The following is a 21,202-nucleotide window of genomic DNA, read 5'->3' on the forward strand; positions in this document are numbered from 1 at the left end:
CACTCCTACTGTACCGAAGTAGTATTCGACTGCGCATATTGCGGCGATTTCGAAAACAATGAGTTCGGTAAAGAGAACGAAGTCAGCATATATTTTGAAAATATCCCACTATTGCGTCCTGACTTTAAAGAGAACTGAACCGTTAATTGTTGCTCAGATTTATCCTTTAATTCCCAGGTAGCTAAAAACTCAGTCCCTTTTATCCACTTCACATTCGCATCATTAAGCACTTTAAGTAACGCCCAAGGACCATCTTGTTCGATGCTAATGCGGGTACCTTTATTATCTAAACCATAAAGAATTGCTTTTTCTGCTGCGCCTCGTCCAGGCCAAGAGAAATTACGCCACTCTTCAGGTTCATTACGATAACGATAGCCTTGCTCTGAAAAGCCTAAGTAGGTTTCACGAATGCCCTTTTGAGGAACTGGCATCATTTGAAAATTAAAACCAGCAATATCAGCTCCACTGGTAAATAACGAGCGTGTTACTTTATTTGCTTTTGTTAGACCATCAAGTAACTCGTTGCTAAAGCCAATACCAACACCATTCCACTGTTTTTCTTCCCATACACCACGACGCACTTTCATAAAAGGCTTTAATTGGGTATTGATAAAACTCCATAACACACCCGTTTCACTGTTTAAAAACTCAGATACGTCAGCAATAGCAGCATCAGGCCCCGTTAAATTAAACGGGTACTTTCCAGCAATACTGTTGCTATACATGGTATAAACTTGATTTTCCCACTCTTCGTTTAGTTGACTACGCGCTTTGGCCATAATTGTGGCGATACCACCTTGCAGCGGCGCTTTAAACAGTTTGTCTAATGTTTCTTTGGTTTGTGGATCTAAGGCGCGAGTTTGACTTTCGATGATGATCCATGACGATTGCAAAGCATTTGTTTGATTATTTCCAGAAAGTAGATCTTGAACAAAAATCATAGCTTGACCATCATCTTCATTACTCGCCGCCATCGCCTTGATATCGGAATGAATGCTACTTAGTGAGCTAATATATTGCCCCATATAATCTGAGCTACGTTTATTTTCGTCATTTTGCGTAAAACGACGCAGATCAGCAAAGCGAGACTCCAATTCAGGGGCTCTTACTGTACTCATTTGTGAGAAATCTGAACTGCCCATTGCTTGTTTAGCGAGTTTGCCTTTTGCCGCTTTTTTCTCTGCAACATCGGCGGCCCCCGCAACTATGGTCGCAATTTTGTCATTGCTTGCCGTCACTGCTGACGGCTCATCAGCAACCATAATGTTGTCATTCACCATTGCCATTAAATCTATTAACGGGCCATCGTTTGATGAAAGACGAGCAAAATCAATGCTGGCGTCGTTGAGATCTCTAAATGCTGGTACTTCAATACTATTTAAAAACTCAAACCACGTATTGCCGTAATCTTTAAAGTAATAAGCACGCATAGCTTTTGCTAGGGTATCAGCTTGTGCTTCATCAACCGCATTTTGTCCTTCTTCATTGCTGGTTCCCATTACCCAATCACCTGAGAAAACCAAACGTGAAATGCGTTTAATTTCAGGGTATACATACTCACGCCAACCCGCATTGCTGTATATATAAGGAATTTCATAGTCGCTTTTTAATACATCACGATTATTAGCAGACATAAATTGATTAAGCTGCAATGCTTTTTTACGCTCAGCAAAACTCGTGATCACTTGCTTATAAAGGGGCTCGGCTTCTGGTTGCGTGTTTAAACTTTCACGTGCAATGTAAGTGGCCGTTTCATTAGTTTGCCAAAAATCAATCTTTCCAGGCTGCTCTATATCTTTACTTACATTAGCTAAATACACATCTAGTAATGCCGTTAACTGATTATAAATTGGGGAATCTTGCTGCGCAGTTAAGTCAATATTAAAGTGCGTGCTAATAAAGCTTAGTAGCTGCTCTTTCGCAAATTCGTCATTTTTATGCTCTGGATGTGCACTGAACATTAAATGCAATTTAAGTGCATCGTAATATGGTTGACGAATACCCACTCGAGACTCTGCTTCGTCTGAGTTCCATAATCCTTCATAGTGCTTTAATTGTGCTAGAACATGTTTTTCCGCAGGAAGTGTGATCAGTTGATTTAACTGATTAAATAATACATTAGCTACACTTTGAGCTGTTTCGTCACCTTCATAAATACCGAAAATAAAATACCACGGCAGCGTCGTCTCATAGCTTTTAAGCTCTTGATAGTGTTCAAATAAAGCAAGTGTCGCAGCTAATTTCTGTTCAGCCTTCGCCTTATTTACATTCACTTCAACCACGGCTTTTACGCGGGCTTCACCTTGATTTAGTAATAACTGATTACTGGTATAAGATGTGATCAACAAGGCGGTAATGGCGGCGATTGAAGCAAGCCCAGTGGTCACCGTTAGGCCTTTTAACCAGCGGCCAACTAAACGTTTTTTTCGATTCCCGCGGGTTAAATCTTGCAACTTGAAAATAACGTCGTTAAACACCCGGTTAATAAAGTAGCTTTGAGTAATCGTTTCTTGTTTTTGCTCAACAACTACCGCACCAAATTGGTCTCGTACGCCGTTGGTGATACGCTCTATTGGCGTGCCTTCTTGCGTACCTGAGGTAAAATATACTCCGGCAAACCAAGGTACCTCTTGGTACGGATTGGCTTTAAATAGCAAATTTACAAATTCTGTTAGTTTGGTTGAGGCTGACTTAAATTGATTCGGAAAATCAAGGATCAACTGCTTACGATGCTCATTACGTTCACGTGCCACTTTACTTAAGCGTTGTTGGCATAAACGCTCATAAAGCTCATCCATTCTTAGCTCGAACATCTCCGCAGGGTCGGTTTTTTGATCTTCACTAATATCAAGTAAATAGGCACCCCAGACTTGCTCACGTTCTTTTTCTGTCAAATCGTTAAAGAAAGGTTCAAAACCACTGATCAAATCGGTTTTTGTAAACGTGATATAGACTGGAAAAATAACCCCAAGCTGCGTGATCAACTCTTCAATACGTTCACGAACGAGTTTAACGTGATGACGAATTTCTTCACTATCAGAAGTTAAAACATCGGCAACACTAATAGCAACCATTACCCCATTAATCGGCAATTTTGGACGATACTTTTTCAATAAGTTTAAAAATGATAGCCACTCTTTATTTTCTGATTGCTCAGTTGTATAACGTCCCGCGGTATCAATTAAGATCGCTTGATCTGAAAACCACCAATCACAGTTACGTGTACCGCCAAAACCTTGAATATGCAATTCGCTAGAATTTGAGTAAGGAAAATGTAAGCCGGAATTAGCGAAAAGTGTACTTTTACCTGTCGCCGAAGGACCAATAATCATATACCAAGGTAATGCATATAACGCGGTATTGCCTCGATAGCCAGCGCCTAAGTGCGATGCTTTTAATGAGCCAAGCGCTTCTTGCATCTTTTCTTTTATTTCATCAAGCTCAGCACTCGAACCGGCATTATGACTAGCTAGTTCTGAGGCTAGTTTGTCACCAGATCGTTTTGTCCATAACCACCGCGTAAAAATAAATACAAGGAATACAGCCGTCACTGCTCCCATAGCAAGTAATTTCTTATCTGTGGTATCTAGGCCCACCATGCGTCCTGCGAACCACACAATACTTAATACAGCAATCAAGCCGATTAATTGCCCCGTTGCACGAGATGACACTAAACCCAGTAAGAAATGCACTAGGCCACTTTTATTAACTCTTCCTTGCATCGTATTACCCTATCGTGTCTCGTTGGTTTTATTCAATTGCGTGAGCACTTCCACCTGGTTATTGATGGTTTGTGTACTTTGTGTGGCTTGTTTGTTGATCACAAAATGAAAGCCTGCAAATAATGAAGCGATTGAGCCCAAACAAATCGATAAAATGACCCAATAAGGCACATTCCGCCCAACCTTCATTGCAAACCCTTCAGCAGGTACACCATTGTCAGAAAGTTGCCCACTAGCAGTGCCTCTGACATCTTCAATTTGTGCGCGAATATCAACAATTAACGCTTTTAGCTGCTCTATCCCTTTAACTTTGTAGATCCCTTCAAAACCCAGTTGCAAACAAATGTAATACACTTCTAAAGCGGCAAACTTATTCTCACCACCGGTGCGCAGCTTCGCTAAGCGTTCAAAAAACTCTTCACCTGCACGGTTATTACCAAAAAACTCTAGCTGCAACGGTCGCGACATCCAATCCATACGAAAATGCGCCCCCGAGCTCATCACAAACTCATCACACATAGCTGTGAGTGCAAACTTTACTTCTTGCATTACACTGGTTGTCACCTGCTGGGCATAACAATGACGTTCAAATTCATCAAAGCTATTTAAAAGCTGCTCGCGAAAATCATTTAGTTCCAGCTCTGTTGATTGTTTTAACTTTAATGGCGATAACGCATTAATAACTGGTGATATACATGCGATTAAATCTTGCTCTTGTGATTGTTGTTGCATCATTCCACCTAACTTAATTACGCGCGACAGTGACTATTTCGATTTGCGCAGCTTGCAAACCAAACGGAATAAATAAACTCAATGATTGCTCTTCAATAATTTGCTGCCAAATATAACCATGCGATTCAAGGCGGAAATACTCATAACCGCTCTTTATTGCTAATTTATTTGGCGGTCGCTGACAATGCGTTAATTGCACACCGGCAAGCGCAGATGAAATCATAATATCGAGCTTTTCTGTGGAGCCCACTTTAACTTGATCACTAAACGTTTCAATCCACTTGGTATCTTCAGCTTCAAAGTACACCGCTAAGTAGAAGTCATTATGCTCAAAGATTGCCGAATCAATAGTGGCAACTTGATAAATTGCGTTAGAGACTTTTTCAAGCTTAAGACCTGCCATTTTCTTCGGCACTACTCCTTCGAGTAATTTGGTCAATAACTCATCTAGCTTGCCAAATACATGACTAAGTTGCTTATGTTGGTACGGTGGAACTTGGTTAACTAAATCGCTGTGTTCAAACATTGATACTGAGCTTATCAAATCAACCAGCTCGCAATACATGCGCTCAGGATGCACTAAAGAAAGGCTTTTTAAATGATCTAAACGTTTAGCCGAAGGTGCCATTGCATTGAGTAATAGAAAGCTATTCATCTCATTTGGTCCAAAATCAGTGACTGAACCAAAGTTTTTTCTGCGCCCAAGTAATACATTCACTTTTGCGTTAACCAGATTGGCGGTACGATTTAAAAGTTCGGTTAAATAAACTGATGCACCGATGTTTAATAGCGGTGGTACAAAATGTTTATTGACAATAAAAGAGCCATCTTCAGCACAAGCAACTTTTAAACACGCTAACGTATCAAAATATGTTTTTACATCACTATCGGTCAATAAAATGAACTTCGGATGGGCTATTAATACTTCGCGATTACGAGCCGCATCATGGCTATCACTTAATTCAATGTAATCCGCATGGTAAGCACTTAATTGGCCAGTAGTTGCATACCCTTCAATGTTGCTAACCACTTTATTAGCGGCAATAGCTATATAAATTATGACTTCATCAGTATTAGGATCTAACTCAAGCTTTAACTCATCATGTTGCTGACGATCAAAATCAAGCAAGCGACCATTCTCAAGTAATACTTTGAAGCTATTAATTTTCAACAACCCGCGCGACAACGCTGACTCGTCAATTGCAAGATGTTGTATACCAAATAACAAAGGTGAAATTAGGTTTTGTCTGACAATTTGATTCTGCTCATGATATTCATCAAATAACTGAAAGTGCTGTTGTGCTAATAGCACACCTTCAGCCCAGACAGGTTTTGCAGGGGTTTTAATACTCATTACTGTGCCTCTTCCACATCAGGCAACTGCACTTCGTTATTAGTGATCAACACATCCAACGACGTTGACAATTTCACAGGACCATCACCTAACGCGTAGTAGGTTTTCCATTTATCACCTTGACGATCCCTAAATAACGCAACAATTGCTACAAAACGGGCATTTTCTGCTTGTTCAAAAGTAATATTGGTCTTCTCTGCTGGGTTTATTGTTCTCTCCTCCAGCGTGATCAAGGTATTTGCCAATACTGACTTATCTGATTTCCAAAGCTCTTCAAAAGTCGCCGTTTTGAAGCTCTGAATATCAGATAATTGATATACTCTCAGCACTACAGGGAGTGCTTCATCAAATTGATTTAAATTTAAATTGTCGGTTGCTGTAATGTCTAATTCAACATTCGTACTCATACATCCGGCTAGCGACATTAATAACACAGCCAAAATTACTTTATTTATTGCGAAACGCATTTAATACCTCATTAGATATTTTTAAATTGATTATTCAGTTTTTACAAAGGATCTCTTCGTAAACAGGACAAATAACCCGATTAAAACGCACTGAAGCGCAATCAGACCATCGGTTACTGTTGAGAATCCTATTAAAAAGACTTGAACCTTTATTCTCTTGATTTTCAACAGCTAAAGATTTAATAACGACATGATCAGTGGATGATATTAACTTTGAATTTAAAACTATTAATTCTTTAATATAACTGGATATATTTTCATTAATTAAAATAATGTTGCCATCATTTTTTGGGGGATTGTTTAAAAAAAAGAAAAACTGATCCAGCACAGACTCAGAAAACACACGATGCGCGGGAATACCTGTTTGATCAAGTAAGGAGGAGATATTACAGGTTAGAGACCAAGCCAATGAGTATAGGCTATCAACCTGATTTATAAAATCTTTTTTAGTCATCTAATCATCCTTGATTTAACTTAACAAGTGAAAAATTACGCCAACACCGTAGCTATTCCGTCCTTAGAATGGGCGCATAATACAAACATAGTTGTTAAAATGTCAACTTAATCTAACGTAAAAATACAACAATTTATCAAAAAAACTGGATTCTAATAACAAACGATTAGTTATATATAACTTTCAAGCTGAACCCATTATGAACTAATAAAAATTCAGTATAATAATCTCGATTACAAATATTTAATTGATTATCTATAGCGTAATGTGTATTTTTACACGAATTATCGACCAAGGTAAGAAAAGGACAAGGACATGTCTCAATCACGATTATTGTTAGATGTTAATAATAAGACAATGAACGTAACACAGGTAAATGGCATTGAGCGCCTAAATAACAGCTTCACGTTTGACCTTATTTTCGACACTCCATATAGCGAAGAGTTTAATGATCTCACCTCACACGCTGCATTAATTACATTTGTAAATAAAGACAATTATTATCGGCATCAATCAGGATTAATAACTCAATGTACTGATTTAGGGTTATACCTTGGGCAAAAGCACAAAAAACGTCGTTATCGTGTCATTGTTCAAGATAGGCTAAGCACCCTAAAAACCACCACCAACAGTAAAGTCTTTATCAGTGTTAATTTAAAGGATGTGCTGCAACATCTAGCCTATCAAGCAGGCTATGCAACGAGTCAAGTTGACTTTAGAGTCACCCAATCACTGGCCGATATGCCACAATGCGTGCAGGCTATGGAAAGTAATTGGCAGTTTTTTCATCGCTTACTGTCGCTGCACGGCTTATTTTATTGGTTTGAAAGTAAAGAAGGTGCTGAAATACTCGTAATAAGCGACAGCAATTTAAATAGCCCCTACCTTGAACGAGGTATATTACAAGTAATAAACAGTGCCGGAATGAATAACCAAGATCAGCAAGATTTTGTTGGTTTTATGCACGCGCAACTAAGCCAATCTATTTATAATAACGCCGCAAGCAGCGCAGCATACGGGCAGTTTAGTACGGTAGCTAGTAACAGTCAGTCATTCTTTGAGCCATGTGCTCCTTCACAGTCCCAAGCCAGTGCGCAAGCACAAAATTTTAGCAATGCGCTCGCCAGCTTAAATAAAATAGTCACTTTAACGGGTAACGTGTGTGATTTATTTGCAGGATGCTCAATCTCATTAGATGACCATACTGGCACTGGTACTAGTAGCGACTTGATGTGCATTGCTGTTGAGCATTTTAGTACACAACCGAGTGATGAAAGTAGCCATCAGGGGCTAACTAAATACAGCTGTACAGCCCACTTTATTGAGCGAGGCACCCCCTTTAAGCCGCTCCCGGTTCCCCATCAAGCAAAACCGATGGCATTTCCTGCGAAAGTAGAGTCATTGACTGGCAATGCATTTATTGATGACAACGGACAATACAGATCTCGCGTTGATTTTGACAAAACAGCTAGGCCGATTACGCAATCAAGCCCTGCACTACAAAAACTGGCGCTGTATGCGTGCCAAAACCAGCCCCAAGCCACAGGTTGGCATTTTCCATTAGTCGGTGACTCAGAAGTATTGATTGGCTGTATTAACAACGACCCAAATCATTCATTTATTATGGGTTTTGCACTAAATAGCGATCAACCCAGTGTTGTCACTGCCGCCAACCCAACGCATAACCGATTATTAACTGCAGCCCACAACGAATTATTATTTGATGACGACGACAATGAGCCAAAAGTTATTTTGCAAACCCTTGCCAGTGAACATTACTTTGAGCTAAATGCCAAACAGTCGGGACGCCAATTCATCGAATGGATTAGTCAGTTAGGCACCATTAACTTACATGCCGGAAAAGATCTCTGCCTAGAAGCCGAGCAAAACAACGTACAGTTTGTTATCAAAAACAATCAATTTATTGATGTCAAAAATGCAGTGACGCAACAAACCAACAACGGCAACATCAATTACCAAAGTGCCGGCAATCAAAACATTAACGGTAAAGAAGTCAGTGTAACAGCAGATCAAGAACTGTCATTAGTCTCTGGCCGTGCGGTAAAAATAAACGCACAAAGTGACATTGTACTTAAAACCAATAACAGTAACTTAAAGCTCAACGTAGCAAACGGCTCAACATTCTTACAAACCAACGATTCAATAAACATCACAGGCTCTGGGCAAGGCGATTTAATCATTCATAACGCCGGCGGCGAAATTAAACTCGACCGCCAAGGCAACGCCACCATCATCGCCACCAATGTGCTCACACTCGACAGTAACCTCATCACCTTTGATGGGCCGGTTGATTACGACATTGAAAGCCCACAAACAGCTAGTAGCCCAAGTGCCTCAAATCCGGCCAGTATTAGTCGTATTAATAATGTAAACATTAACGATTCAGGGGTTGCGGCAACGACTGCCAGTGTCGTCGATTTAGAATATGTATATCAAGACGGCAGCCCGGTGCAGAATGCCCCCTACACCATCACCTTCGATGATGGCACACAAGCTACCGGACAATTAGACGGCAGCGGTAAAGCGCAACTCACCAATATTCCAAACGGCCAGTTCAGTGTTAAATACGGTGAAGATAGCCGTGATTTTCAGCCTGAAGATAACACCACACCAAACCCATTGTATGGGCAAATAACCACCGCCGATGCTGTGCAGATGATCAATAGCGGTAACACTGCGAAACTGGAAGAAGCAGGCAATTTAGCCAACCAAGCAGGCGATTGGTTATGGGGCACACTGCAAGGTGACTTTAATAAAAACCCCAGTACCTCACAAATCGTTGTTGGTACGATTATTTCGATGATACCCGTAGTTGACCAAATCATGGATATTCGGGATATTTGTGCTAATACCATGCTGCTCACGGATGATGACAAAGCAAACGACAGCGACGGCTGGATAGCCTTTACTCTCACCGCCATTGGCTTAATTCCACTCTTTGGTTCTGCTGTAAAAGGCGTGGGTAAAGTCGTCATTAAAAACAGTGGTGAGTCGATGGAAGCCGCCATTGCAGTGTTACGCAAGCTCGGCAAAGGCGACCCAGTAAAATACTTACGGGAAATAAACTGGCAAGATTTAGGCAAACAAGCAGCCAGTGAAGTCAAAGCCGTAATCAAAGGCTTTAGAGATACATTACAAGAAGTCTCAACCAGCTGGAAATACGACCTCCTACTGCCAGACTCGGCCATTGACGGCATGCAAGCCATGGTCAAACAGCTTGATGAAGTCACCCCGCAAATTGACCAAGGGGTAAAAAACGCCGCACAAGAAATTGGCAATCGCGTAAACAAAGCCCTCGATGAATTCGAACCACCGGCAAGCACGGGTGTCGTGGGTAAACCGAAGAAAACAGTAGCCAATGAGCTTGAAGCGCCGAAAGGGAATGACTTGAAGGGGGCGGCAGCGCTTAAGCGAGTCAGAAATCCTGCACTTGATGCCCATTATAAAAACTTAGCGGGGTACGAAGCCGCCTATAAGAAAAAACTAGCAAAAGCGATTGAAAATGGCGATTCAAATCGACGTATTGGCGCATTTAAAGCGAAACTTACTGAAGTTAAAGGTGAACGAGCAGCTAGTGCTTATATGGAAAAACACTTTTCTAAACCGCCTCCTCCTGCACAAATGGAGCTAGGCTTTGGCCCGGGTCCTGGCGTTGACCAAATATGGGCGAAACGTGATAAAGACGGCAATGTACTCGAATATTTTATAGTTGAAGCCAAAGGGCCTGGTGCTAAGCTACAAGAAACAAGTACCAAAGGAAGGCAGATGTCTGATAAATGGATAAAAGCTAATATGCAAGCTATGAAAAACTCTAAAAAGTACCCAGAACGGAACCGGCTTGGTCAAAATTTGTTAGATGCAATAGAAGATCAAGAGCCAGATATTAAAAAATTGGTGATTGAAGCTGTTGAAGAAAGTGGCAATGTAGTTGGTGCAAAATTACAACCCTTACCTTAGAGAAAGTAGAAATGTTAAAGTTAAATAAGTTTGAAGAAGATTATGAGCGTGTTTTTAAACGCGCTCCAAAAGTATTAGCAAAGCGGGAGCCACAAATACACGACTTAAATTTGAGTTCATATGATAGACAGCAGGCAACCTTTGTAGTCACGGGTAAATATATTGAATTAGCTTATTTAAATTATTGGCTTGAAAATTTCGATGAAGTAAAACCCTATTTGAAAAAAGCCGCTCCTTATGCTTTTTTACGTGGATTTGATCCTGAATTAAAAACCCACAATAATGATTGGACTATACAACAAGAGCTTAATATTGTCACACTGTTTGCTGAGCCAGATGTCATTGAGAAATTAAGTAACAGTAACTGGTCATTACCGAAAGGCAATATTATCAATCAAGCATGTTATCTTTACGACCACCTTCTAATGCAAATAGGCACAGGTCAAACACCCACTCAATCAGATATAGTTGCAGCGCTAAGTGAAGCTAAAACTACCAAAGACAAAAACGTGCAGCAATATATCCTCCCATTATCACAAGCCATTAGTGCGCTTGTTTCAGGTGATAAGGCATTATGGCAGTCATCAATTGACAAAGCAGTGGCTTGGCATGCTGATGAATGTAAGTTTGGTGACTACAAAGACATGATAGACGGGTTTATTTGTTTAAATGCCCTAACCATGGCTAAATTGGGCAAAGATATGCATGATTGGCAGTGCCAAACCGATTCACTCTATTTACCTTTATTTTTAATTGATTAATGCATTAATCACAACACGAACAGAGTTTATATATTATGAGCAGTTTAATTCATTTATCATTAATCGACGAAGACACTTACCCAACACAACTTAACGGTGATGATGAAAGCAAATACCAACAATTACTTGAAATTACTGAAGAAGAAGCCATTCACTGGCAATCAATCGAAATAAACCTGCGCGGCTTTGAACCCGCACTGCAATTATGGGACGCTATCGCAGGTAATAGCCGTTTATTACTGATTGCTAGCTTCAATTTTTTTCCCCATAAGCTGCTTCCGCCTGACGCTGACATTAGCGGCACTTTCGGCTTTTTCCCAGCCGATATGGTGAGAGATTTATATGACATAATGCAACAAGAATATAGCTTCGATATTGATAGCTTAGAGGGGCAGCACATTATCGCTGAAATTGAAAAAGATGGAATCGATGAAGTAAACCCCGAAGCCTATGAGCTAGTTCGAGATAAATACTTTGTAACCTTTAGAGATGCAGCTGAACAAGGTAAATCAATCGTCGTGCTCATTGAGCAATAATTAGCTTATACTAAAAACACTAAGGACACAAAACATGGAAGTTAACAAAACCCGTAGCAAGCTAAGTCTAACCGCCTTACTTTTTTCAAATAAATTTATCAAAAGCCCTGTTATTCGTATCGCGATCATCTTCGCCATCATTATCGCGTGTTTGTTAATGATCAAAGTGGCCATTATGGCCTTTTACATCACGGTATTTCTACTAGTCGCTTTTTTGATCTGGACTGGCTGGAAGCGATTTACGAAACTTAAGCATACTAAATCGCTCAATTAGATCTTAGTGTGTTGTTAAGGTGTTTATAACGATAACGACGTTATACATTGAATTCAAACCGTGCAACCAACACACTAATTTAAAGGAATAACCCGCTCTTTAACAACATGGATGTTGCGAGGCTAGGCGCTACAATCTTTTAAGGATTAACGCCCTAGCCTTTCATTAGCTTCTATTTAATAAACGCTTGAATACTCTGCAATAAAAGGCATAGGTAAAGTCGTCATTAAAAACAGTGGTGAACCGATGGAAGTCGCCATTGCAGTCCTACGGCTTTTTACCCAACGAAAGTAGGCAAAGGCGACCCAGTAAAATACTTACGGGAAATAAACTGGCAAGATTTAGGCAAACAAGCAGCCAGTGAAGTCAAAGCCGTAATCAAAGGCTTTAGAGATACATTACAAGAAGTCTCAACCAGCTGGAAATACGACCTCCTACTGCCAGACTCGGCCATTGACGGCATGCAAGCCATGGTCAAACAGCTTGATGAAGTCACCCCGCAAATTGACCAAGGGGTAAAAAACGCCGCACAAGAAATTGGCAATCGCGTAAACAAAGCCCTCGATGAATTTGAGCCACCTGTAAATACAGGAGTGGTAGGTAAACCGAAGAAAACAGTAGCCAATGAATTAGAAGCCCCAGAAGGGAATGATTTAAAGGGGGCAAAGAGCAAAGAAAGTAAGCAGATTTCTAATAGCTTATTAATTGAAAAGTATGCAAATGAGTTCTCTACGTTAAGCCGCAAGGATTTTAGAACATGGAAAATAAAGCTTGCAAATGAAGGGTTATCTTCAAGCGAAATACAGGATGCTATATATTTCGGCTCTTTAAAAAGTGGCAAAAACATGTGGGGAGACAATTGGAAGAAATATTATGAAGAAATATCAGGAACTAAATACCCCGGACCTCCGAATCATGCTCACCATTTAGTAGAGAAGAAAGGAGGTGGTAAATATGGTGTTGCAAATCGGAAAATTCTTGAAGATGTAGGTATTAATCCTTTATTATCTAGGGAGAATTTTGCTTGGGCACCTAACATAAAAGGACAACATGGATTAGAGCCTCAGGCTCAACTGAATGAAATGCTGAATACATCTCAAGGCAATAAAAAAGCGATACTCAAAGTATTAGAGCAATGGGCAACAATATCAAAAGGTAGAACAATATGAATCTTGAACAAGAAAAATATCAACTTGTCGAAGATCTAAGTGATATTTATAAAGCGCTCTTGAAAAAGTTGATTCACAAATATAAGGACATAAATTCAATAGCTATTCATTGTGATTCAGGCTTTAGTGCATTTGGCTTTTCTTGGAACTCTAATGATTATTTGGAAAAGAAAAAAGAAAAATATCCTGAAAGCGATTGGCTAACAGTCAAATACTCTGTATCTGAATGGGATAATATTTTTTACGAATATGAGAAATTTAACGACATTAATGAAAGGATAGAAGAAATATTTGATGACCTTTATGATGAAGATCTAACAGATGAGCAGATAACCCAATTTTTTTGCGAGATAGTTCATAGGGTGCTATTAGAACTTACGAAAGTATTTCTTGATCATTACACTCCATTTATTTCATTACAATTTAACGATCCCAGTGATAAAGAGATCGACATAATGCTAAAAATCAATCAACTATTAGCGAAGAAGCATAGAAATCTTGAATTTGAAAATTATTTAGAAAGAATATAGTAATTTAAAAACGCTTATGAATGAAGAAGCTCTCTCCCTAATTATGACATTTTCTAACGCTAAGGACAGCACATGCAACCAAACATTAAAAACATCCCCCAACAACTCGGTCAGTACCTTTATCAGCAAATTAATGAGCCGTGGCTAGAGGCACAGCTTGTTTTAAATTGTGAAGATGAAAGCGAGCTTGAATGCACAGCTCACTTTAAGAAAGCAGATAACTCAAGCGAACACCCAATCACTGTTTCTGACGCAATCATTGAGTTATTCAACACCCTTTTTGAGAATGCCACTAAGCACCAACCAGAAAACTGGACACGCGCTATTTTTACCATTAATCGCCAAGGTCAGTTTAACCTGAACTTTGAGCGTGATAATACCGATGATGACGTTATCACTGCACAAAGTGCACACTAAATTAAACAAGTAAATTACGCTAATGCAAAACACTAAGGACGCAAAACATGGAAGTCAATCCCCCGCAGCAAGCTAAGCCTTATGCCTTGCTGTTTTAAAAAAGCTCAGTTATTCATATCACGCTCTGCATCTTCTTGTGATCACATGTTTGCTAATGATCAGAGTGACTATTTTAGTTTTCTACATCACTGCATTTGTATTAATTAGCTTTACAGCTTGGAAACACTTTACTAAATATAAGACTGTAAGAATCCTGAGCTAGTTTTTTCACTGTTCCATTATAGTAGTCATAAAGTATTTATTGTGATTATTATAATAAAACAGCTAAAACCCAGTATTTTTTGCAACTATTATTTGAACCTTAACCTGATACATACTAAAATGCAGACTGATTTCAAATAAAGTAAATATTAAAGTCATGGAAGACTAAAGTAGATACATAATCTCCCTTTTCTGTTATTCCATACTTTACTATTACTGTCAGTAATATAAACAAAGATGTTTATAATGAACAATTTAATGGAGTAATTATGAAAAAGTTAAGTGCGTTAGTTGCAATAGTGATGCTGTCGGGTTGTTCAAGTAGCCCTGAAATAGAACCTCAACCAACCCCAGTAGAACAGCCAATCGTTGTTGAAGAGCCACAAAGCAACACAATCTCTTTAACAGTGCTCACCTCTCCTGAAGATGCACGTATTCGTATCATGAACATAAAACCAAAATACGAAGCTGGCATTGAGCTCGATGAAGGTAAATACGACATCGAAGTCACAAAAGATGGTTACCTCACCTATAGAAAGTGGGTTACTGTTGACAAAAAAACAATTCTAACCATTGAGTTAGATAAAATTGAAGCAAGCCAATCAGCGCTATAATTGCTAAGGATGGCAAGCGTACCTTGCCATCAGTGCTTTTAAAACGACATGTAGTTTAAATACAAAGCCACAGTTTTATACAGTGCCTTTTATATGATGCTGTTAAAAACCATACGGTGAATATGAAAATAGCCTACCTAGTCTTTGTGAATAATAGCAAGCATGTTTATTCAATAGTGACTTCATTAATAATCATTTGGCACTGTGCTTCGCTCATAAACTTTGCTACTGGATAATTCCAGTTCGCTTCTGCTATAGCTGACTTTGCCAATAATGGGATATCAGAACGTTTGATCTCTTTTAAATTGAGCGGAATAGCTAAGTTAGTGAGTAACTGTTCAAGTGTAGCTAAAAACATTGCAGCTTTTTCTGAACGTGTTTGTTGTGAGCAAGTTAGCTGACAATAATCAGCGATATCCGCTAATTTACCATCTATCGTGCTACCATAAAAACGCAAAACCGACATCAGTACTACACTATTAGCTAAGCCATGCGGAGTACCATAATGAGCTCCAAACTGATGAGCTATGGCATGAACATAACCAACCGATGCACGGGTAAATGCCTGACCCGCATAGAATGAAGCTAATAGCATCTTTTCACGAGCGGCTAGATCATCCCCTTTTTTATGTACGATTAATAAATTTTTTAAAATAAGATCAATAGCCTGCAATGATCGCTCATTGCTAAATGTCAAACCGTTAATACCTATATAAGCCTCAATTGCATGTGTAAGAGCATCGATGCCTGTAGTCGCGGTAATATGTGCTGGTACTGATTGAGTAAGTTCGGGTATTAATACAGCGTCACTTGGTACTAAAGTAAAGTCTGTTGCTGCATATTTTTGCTGCGCATTGGGATCATTTACCACTGCTGCTACCGTGGTTTCTGACCCTGTACCTGCCGTTGTAGGAATCGCACATAAAGGGGGGAGTCTTTTTAAAACCTTAAATAAACCTTTTAATTGCTTAATTGATTTTTTAGGTTTAACTGAACGAGCCGCTATCAATTTCGCGCAATCTATCACTGAGCCTCCGCCAATAGCGATGATCCCTGTACAACTTTTAGAGTTGTAAGTGGCGAGTCCATTTTCTACATTATCTATAGTTGGGTTAGGCGCAACATCGTTATATAGGTGCCATGTTATAGTTTGTTCATCAAGCAAATTGAGTATTTCATCAAGCACTCCAAGCTTTACTAACGTTGTATCGCTTACCACTAATAAAGGTTTTTCTTTTGGCCAGCTTTTTAACCACAGCGTAAAACCACTGTATCCTGTATATAAACGTGGATTTGGAATACCTATAAAAAGTACAATACACTTTAAAGCAAAGTGATAACAGCGATAAAAGAAGGACATAATAGTAACCTTATGAAAGCCATTACCTAATGCTGCCCTAAATCAACTGTGTTGCCAATAATAAAGGTATGCAAGCGCACTGCAGTTGATAAGGATCATTAGCCATAACATAGCAATAAATGGACGTTTTTTTGATTTATGCCGAAACCACTGCTGTGCTAATAATGCCCCCGGCCAACCACACAACACAGCCAGAATATGTAAACTCCGCTCAGGAACTCTGACAGTTTGATTTACAGGGTCAATTGCTAAACGTTTATCCCATTTATAAACTAAAATGGTGATCGCACTCATAAACATATAGACACTTGAGACCATCATCGGCCAGTATTCTAAAAACCCACCGATCGCTAAAACAGCTAAAAAACTGCTCGAAAACAACAATAATACTTTTTTTATTAACAAACGTTAACCTATACTGGGATTATAGAAAATAACAAGATTTTTATTATGTCATACTTAAAAACTATTTTACTAACCCTTTGTTTAACTTCGAGTGGCTTCGCTTTAGCAAATGATTCTATAGAGATTGCTAAAGAGCTTGCAGTATTTAAACCTTACTTAGGAACTTGGCAAGCTGACTTTAAGGTTGAACCAGGTAAGCCCCCTATCCAAGATGTTAGTGCGTGGGAGCGTGCTTTAAACGGTAAAGCCATTCGTACCTCGCATTCTATAAACGAAGGAGTTTACGGTGGAGAGTCGATGATTTTTTGGGATAGCAAAGAACAATCGATTGTTTTTTACTACTTCACCACTGCTGGTTTTTATACAAAAGGCACTATGAATGTGTTGTCGCCTACTAAATTTGTTGCATATGAAACGGTGACAGGGTCGAAAGAGGGAATCACAAAAGTACGCTCTACTAGTGAATATAAAGACGATAAATTTATTGTCCTTACCTCTTACTTAAAAAAAGGTGAGTGGACCAAACCTGAAGAGCGTATATATATTCGCAGTGAAAAGGAAGTGAAGTTTAAATAACGGAACAAAAACTGCGTTAGCGCGGGCTTTCACCCGCGCAAATATACTTACTTAGCGAACTTTTTAAACGGCTCATCTACCGGGGTATTTGCAAGGTGATTTGTATAATTACTCATCACTTTTTGAGATAACCCTAACACAATTTCAAGTAATTGCTGCTGTGCATAGCCTGCTGCAAAAAACTTTTCAATTTGTTCGTCGCTGATCACACCACGGTTTTGCGTCATCGCAAGTGTAGTCTCACGAAGCACTTCTAACTTTTCATCTGCAAGCGGGGTTTTATTAACCAGTGCATCCACAATATCTTGATCTACTTTCATACTAGCTGCAATCGCGCTGTGTGCAGGTACACAGTAATGACATACATGCTCAACATTAATTGTTTGCCATACAACAGTTAATTCTTCAGCATTGAATGAGGTATTTTGGAACAATTCATGCAAAACTTGGTAGCCTTCAAGCAAAGTAGGTGCCTCAGCCATTACTGCATGTAGGTTAGGTAGCATACCAAAAGCCGCTACTGACTTTTCCATTAAGGGTTTTGCCGCTTCAGGGGCGTTATCTTGCGTGTATAAAGTAAATTCAGCCATTGTTTAACTCCAAATTAAAAGTGTTTAAGTATGTTCAAACTCATACTATTTGATTTTGAGCAACTGTTCAAGTTAAAATTGAACAAGTGTTCAAATAGAGTAAACGTGTGATGGCCAATAAAATAAAATTCGAACGTGATGAAGTAATACGTACTGCAGGACAACTGTTCTGGCAAAAAGGCTTTAATGCCACATCAACACGTGATCTGCAAAATGCTATTAATATGCGCCCGGGCAGTATTTATGCTGCTTTTGGTTCAAAAGAAGGTTTGTACAGTGAAGCAATCAAAGATTATGCCCAACTAATGCAAGGCCAATTAATTACCGCACTCAATGAACATGAAAGTGTACTCAACGGATTAGCTGCTTTTGTTAAAAAGGTTCTAATTGAAGATGCTCAGTGCGCGCCAAGTAAACTTTGCATGCTAGTTAAAGCCAATTATGAGTTCACCGAAGATGAGCCAACATTGAAATTATTAAGCACTGATCTTGCAAATAAGTTTGAAGCATTTTTAACAGCTCAATTTGAAAAAGCTCAACAATATAAAGAGCTTGATACTAAAACTGCAGCGGTTGAGTACGCAAGGTACTTTCAAATCCAATTCACAGGCTTACGCAGTTACTTAAACAGACCAAATACACACGCATTAGCTGGCCCCTTGATCGAGCAAATGTTCTCATCAATTAAGCAACTATAACGACCAAGTACTTTAGAAATAAGCAACTAAAAATGGCAGTAACGATGTCACTGCCTTTTATTGAAGTTTAGGTTTTTAGCTTATTGAGCTCGTCATCTTGTTGAGCGACTAATTTATTAAGCATTTGACTGCCATCTCCCGCCTGCGTTGACAAATCGGCCAGTTGCGAAGCAGCATCAGAGATCAATGTTAAATTACGATTGATTTCCTCTGTAACAGAACTTTGCTCCTCAGCAGCAGTGGCAATTTGAGTAATTTGATTGGTAATTTCTTCCACTTTGATTACTACACTATGCAATGCATCAAAGGCAACGGTGGTTTCATCTACTGCGGTTTGTGCTCGTACCACACCTTGCTCAATCACCGTTGATGCATTACCAACTTCAAGTTGTAAATTATCAATTAAACCACTTATATCGTCGGTTGAGGCACGTGTTTTTGAAGCAAGCGCCCTGACTTCATCAGCAACTACAGCAAAACCTCGACCTTGCTCACCTGCACGAGCCGCCTCAATAGCCGCATTTAGAGCGAGTAGATTGGTTTGTTCTGAAATTGTGCGGATCACATCTAAAATCTGCGTAATATCGTTACTACGCGAAGCAACTTTTTCAACCGCCTGATTAGCTTGTTTTATTTCATCAGACATCGTTTTAACTTGTGATACCGCAGACGATAAACTCGCTTCACTGCGTATCACTAAGGTATTAATTTCATCTGCCTGTTGCGCTGATTGCTCTGATGCGCGAGCCACCTCTAGTGCAGTCGCACTCATTTCATTCATTGCCGTAACCACGCTTTCAATTTCTTGAAATTGCGCTTGTACATTCTGTTTTGTATCAACTGCAACATGAGCTGCAATTTCTGCTTGCTGCTTAGTTTGCCCAGATACATTTTTTAATTGCGCAATTAAATCACGGAGCTTTTCTAAAAATGCGTTAAAGCCAATCGCCAATGCAATTAATTCAGCATGTGTATCAACACTTAAGGTTTGCGTTAAATCGCCTTCACTACTGGCCAAATTATCAACTCGCTGCTGGATCTGTTGTAATGGCGCCACAATACTCTTAATAACTAAAGTCATAATAATAAATGCAGCCGCTGCTATCACTAAACCCGATATCAAAATTAGCCCACCTAGGGTGTTAGCATTTTCTTGCATGCTTTCACTAAGTTGTTGCGGACCCTGTAATGCCAAGGCTGCTGGCACCTCCACTAACAGTGTCCACTTTTTTTCTGCTAGTTTAATTTCAATTGGATAGTTAACTAAGTACTCGCTAGCCACCTTTTGTACATTGGCCTGATTATTTAAGCTACTGTAATAATTAAAAATAGCAGCTGGTACGGCTTCTTTAAATGGTCGTCCTAACTTTTCTTTATAGTGGCTGCTACCCACAATCAAATCAAGTGAACTGAGCAACGTCACACGCGCTTGACCATTGTATAACTCTTTTGATAATTGCTCAGTCATAGTTTGAAAAACAGGCAGGGTAATATCAACACCACTTAAACCAATAAACTGGCCGGAACGTAATATCGGCACAGTCAATGAAGTCATCATTTCTGAATACCCTGGTGATATCTCGTATAGATAAGGTTCCATTATGCAGGGTTTTTTATTGTCTTTGGCACATAAATACCATTCGGCTTCGCGTAGGCCAAATTCGTTTAAGGTGGTTACGTACTTCTCTTTGGCATCTTCCACAACTTGCTGTTCAACCACCCCATCACGACTGCGCGTAAAGTAAATCTCTAACGTACCTTGTCCTGCTACAGAGTGATCATAGCCATTGCTATATTGTTGATCATTACCATCAAAACCATCGGCCTCAAACTGAGAATAAATAGATGAAAGCAATGAGTTACCAGTAATGATTGCACGGTTTATCTGCTCTACTGATTCACGAGTCAAAGTATCTGCTGCACTTTGACTGCTTAATGTAGCTGCTAAAGAAAATGGAACACGGTACGCTTCGTTGATAAATCCAGCAACTTTCTCACCGTAGGCTGCAGCATTAGTGACCAGTTTATCTTCAACTTCTGCAACAATCAGCTTTTCAGCCTGTACTGAGAGTACTTCATTACTACTTGAAAGTTGCCACCACAGCACACTCGACAATACCAGTACTGTTAAAAATATACTGCCTAAAGTGAGCCAAAGTAATTTTTTTGCTAACGCTAACTGCCGCATTCCTGTTTTCCTCTAATTAAACTACATAAAGAGTTTAGTCTAATTATGAAATGATACAGTAGATTATTGAAAAAACTTGATTAACTGACCGCTCCAGATTGGCAGTCTGTTTAAAT

General features: G+C 39.4%; 19 protein-coding genes. 10 read left to right on the forward strand and 9 right to left on the reverse strand.

Translation table 11 applies throughout. The annotated features are described in order from the left end of the window. Positions 1–5: 5 nt before the first annotated feature. From tssM to PHAL_RS0103900, 5 genes are read right to left on the reverse strand one after another with little or no spacing between them, the layout of a single operon-like run. Positions 6–3,722: a type VI secretion system membrane subunit TssM gene (tssM, locus tag PHAL_RS0103880; protein ID WP_016707107.1), complete on the reverse strand. Its 3,717-nt coding sequence runs from the start codon at positions 3,720–3,722 to the stop codon at positions 6–8. 9 nt (positions 3,723–3,731) lie between these two features. Beyond that, positions 3,732–4,457, reverse strand: coding sequence for a type IVB secretion system protein IcmH/DotU (gene icmH, locus PHAL_RS0103885; protein ID WP_232321822.1), 726 nt, complete (start codon positions 4,455–4,457; stop codon positions 3,732–3,734). 10 nt (positions 4,458–4,467) lie between these two features. Beyond that, positions 4,468–5,808 carry a type VI secretion system baseplate subunit TssK gene (tssK, locus tag PHAL_RS0103890; protein ID WP_016707109.1) on the reverse strand — a complete coding sequence of 447 codons (1,341 nt, stop codon included), beginning with the start codon at positions 5,806–5,808 and terminating at the stop codon, positions 4,468–4,470. After that, on the reverse strand, positions 5,808–6,275 hold the full coding sequence (gene tssJ / locus PHAL_RS0103895; RefSeq protein WP_016707110.1) for a type VI secretion system lipoprotein TssJ: 468 nt from the start codon (positions 6,273–6,275) through the stop codon (positions 5,808–5,810). Before tssJ ends, tssK begins: the two co-directional genes overlap by 1 nt. Before the next feature lie 34 nt (positions 6,276–6,309). Next, a complete protein-coding gene (locus PHAL_RS0103900; RefSeq protein WP_016707111.1) occupies positions 6,310–6,729 on the reverse strand; it encodes a hypothetical protein in 420 nt (139 codons plus the stop codon). Positions 6,730–7,044: 315 nt separating this feature from the next. Between PHAL_RS0103900 and PHAL_RS0103905 the strand changes: the two genes are divergently transcribed. The 8 genes from PHAL_RS0103905 (at position 7,045) to PHAL_RS0103940 (ending at position 15,269) form a co-directional block, all read left to right on the forward strand. Next, complete coding sequence (locus PHAL_RS0103905) at positions 7,045–10,707, forward strand: contractile injection system protein, VgrG/Pvc8 family (RefSeq protein ID WP_016707112.1); 3,663 nt, start codon at positions 7,045–7,047, stop codon at positions 10,705–10,707. Positions 10,708–10,718: 11 nt separating this feature from the next. Beyond that, positions 10,719–11,468 (forward strand): Imm49 family immunity protein, encoded by a 750-nt coding sequence (locus PHAL_RS0103910; RefSeq protein WP_016707113.1) that lies wholly within the window; start codon positions 10,719–10,721, stop codon positions 11,466–11,468. A 35-nt stretch (positions 11,469–11,503) separates the two neighbouring features. Further along, positions 11,504–12,004, forward strand: a complete 501-nt coding sequence (locus PHAL_RS0103915) for a hypothetical protein (RefSeq protein ID WP_016707114.1) — start codon at positions 11,504–11,506, stop codon at positions 12,002–12,004. Between the two features lie 34 nt (positions 12,005–12,038). Beyond that, positions 12,039–12,278, forward strand: coding sequence for a hypothetical protein (locus PHAL_RS0103920; protein ID WP_016707115.1), 240 nt, complete (start codon positions 12,039–12,041; stop codon positions 12,276–12,278). Positions 12,279–12,748: 470 nt separating this feature from the next. Further along, the gene (locus PHAL_RS24480; protein WP_016707116.1) at positions 12,749–13,447 is read left to right on the forward strand and encodes a hypothetical protein; all 699 of its coding nucleotides are present in this window, start codon (positions 12,749–12,751) and stop codon (positions 13,445–13,447) included. Beyond that, positions 13,444–13,977 (forward strand): DUF4303 domain-containing protein, encoded by a 534-nt coding sequence (locus PHAL_RS0103930; protein ID WP_016707117.1) that lies wholly within the window; start codon positions 13,444–13,446, stop codon positions 13,975–13,977. The genes PHAL_RS24480 and PHAL_RS0103930 overlap by 4 nt, the downstream gene beginning before the upstream one ends. A gap of 72 nt (positions 13,978–14,049) precedes the next feature. After that, positions 14,050–14,394 carry an immunity protein YezG family protein gene (locus PHAL_RS0103935; RefSeq protein WP_016707118.1) on the forward strand — a complete coding sequence of 115 codons (345 nt, stop codon included), beginning with the start codon at positions 14,050–14,052 and terminating at the stop codon, positions 14,392–14,394. Positions 14,395–14,924: 530 nt separating this feature from the next. After that, positions 14,925–15,269: a PEGA domain-containing protein gene (locus PHAL_RS0103940; RefSeq protein WP_016707119.1), complete on the forward strand. Its 345-nt coding sequence runs from the start codon at positions 14,925–14,927 to the stop codon at positions 15,267–15,269. 166 nt (positions 15,270–15,435) lie between these two features. Here PHAL_RS0103940 and PHAL_RS0103945 read toward each other — a convergent pair whose 3' ends face one another. Continuing rightward, entirely contained in the window at positions 15,436–16,629 is a 1,194-nt protein-coding gene (locus tag PHAL_RS0103945; protein WP_016707120.1) for an iron-containing alcohol dehydrogenase, read from the reverse strand. Between the two features lie 42 nt (positions 16,630–16,671). Continuing rightward, positions 16,672–17,034: a DUF1294 domain-containing protein gene (locus tag PHAL_RS0103950; protein WP_016707121.1), complete on the reverse strand. Its 363-nt coding sequence runs from the start codon at positions 17,032–17,034 to the stop codon at positions 16,672–16,674. A gap of 45 nt (positions 17,035–17,079) precedes the next feature. Between PHAL_RS0103950 and PHAL_RS0103955 the strand changes: the two genes are divergently transcribed. Next, a complete protein-coding gene (locus tag PHAL_RS0103955) occupies positions 17,080–17,610 on the forward strand; it encodes a hypothetical protein (RefSeq protein WP_016707122.1) in 531 nt (176 codons plus the stop codon). Positions 17,611–17,657: 47 nt separating this feature from the next. Here the strand turns inward: PHAL_RS0103955 and PHAL_RS0103960 are convergent, their stop codons facing one another. Then, entirely contained in the window at positions 17,658–18,200 is a 543-nt protein-coding gene (locus PHAL_RS0103960; protein WP_016707123.1) for a carboxymuconolactone decarboxylase family protein, read from the reverse strand. A 110-nt stretch (positions 18,201–18,310) separates the two neighbouring features. Between PHAL_RS0103960 and PHAL_RS0103965 the strand changes: the two genes are divergently transcribed. Then, positions 18,311–18,898, forward strand: a complete 588-nt coding sequence (locus PHAL_RS0103965; protein WP_016707124.1) for a TetR/AcrR family transcriptional regulator — start codon at positions 18,311–18,313, stop codon at positions 18,896–18,898. Positions 18,899–18,965: 67 nt separating this feature from the next. On the opposite strand, the gene PHAL_RS0103970 is transcribed toward PHAL_RS0103965, so the two are convergent. Continuing rightward, positions 18,966–21,086: a methyl-accepting chemotaxis protein gene (locus PHAL_RS0103970; RefSeq protein WP_016707125.1), complete on the reverse strand. Its 2,121-nt coding sequence runs from the start codon at positions 21,084–21,086 to the stop codon at positions 18,966–18,968. Between the last annotated feature and the right edge of the window lie 116 nt (positions 21,087–21,202).

The sequence above is a fragment of the Pseudoalteromonas haloplanktis ATCC 14393 genome (genome assembly GCF_000238355.1).
Taxonomy (GTDB): Bacteria; Pseudomonadota; Gammaproteobacteria; order Enterobacterales; family Alteromonadaceae; genus Pseudoalteromonas; species Pseudoalteromonas haloplanktis.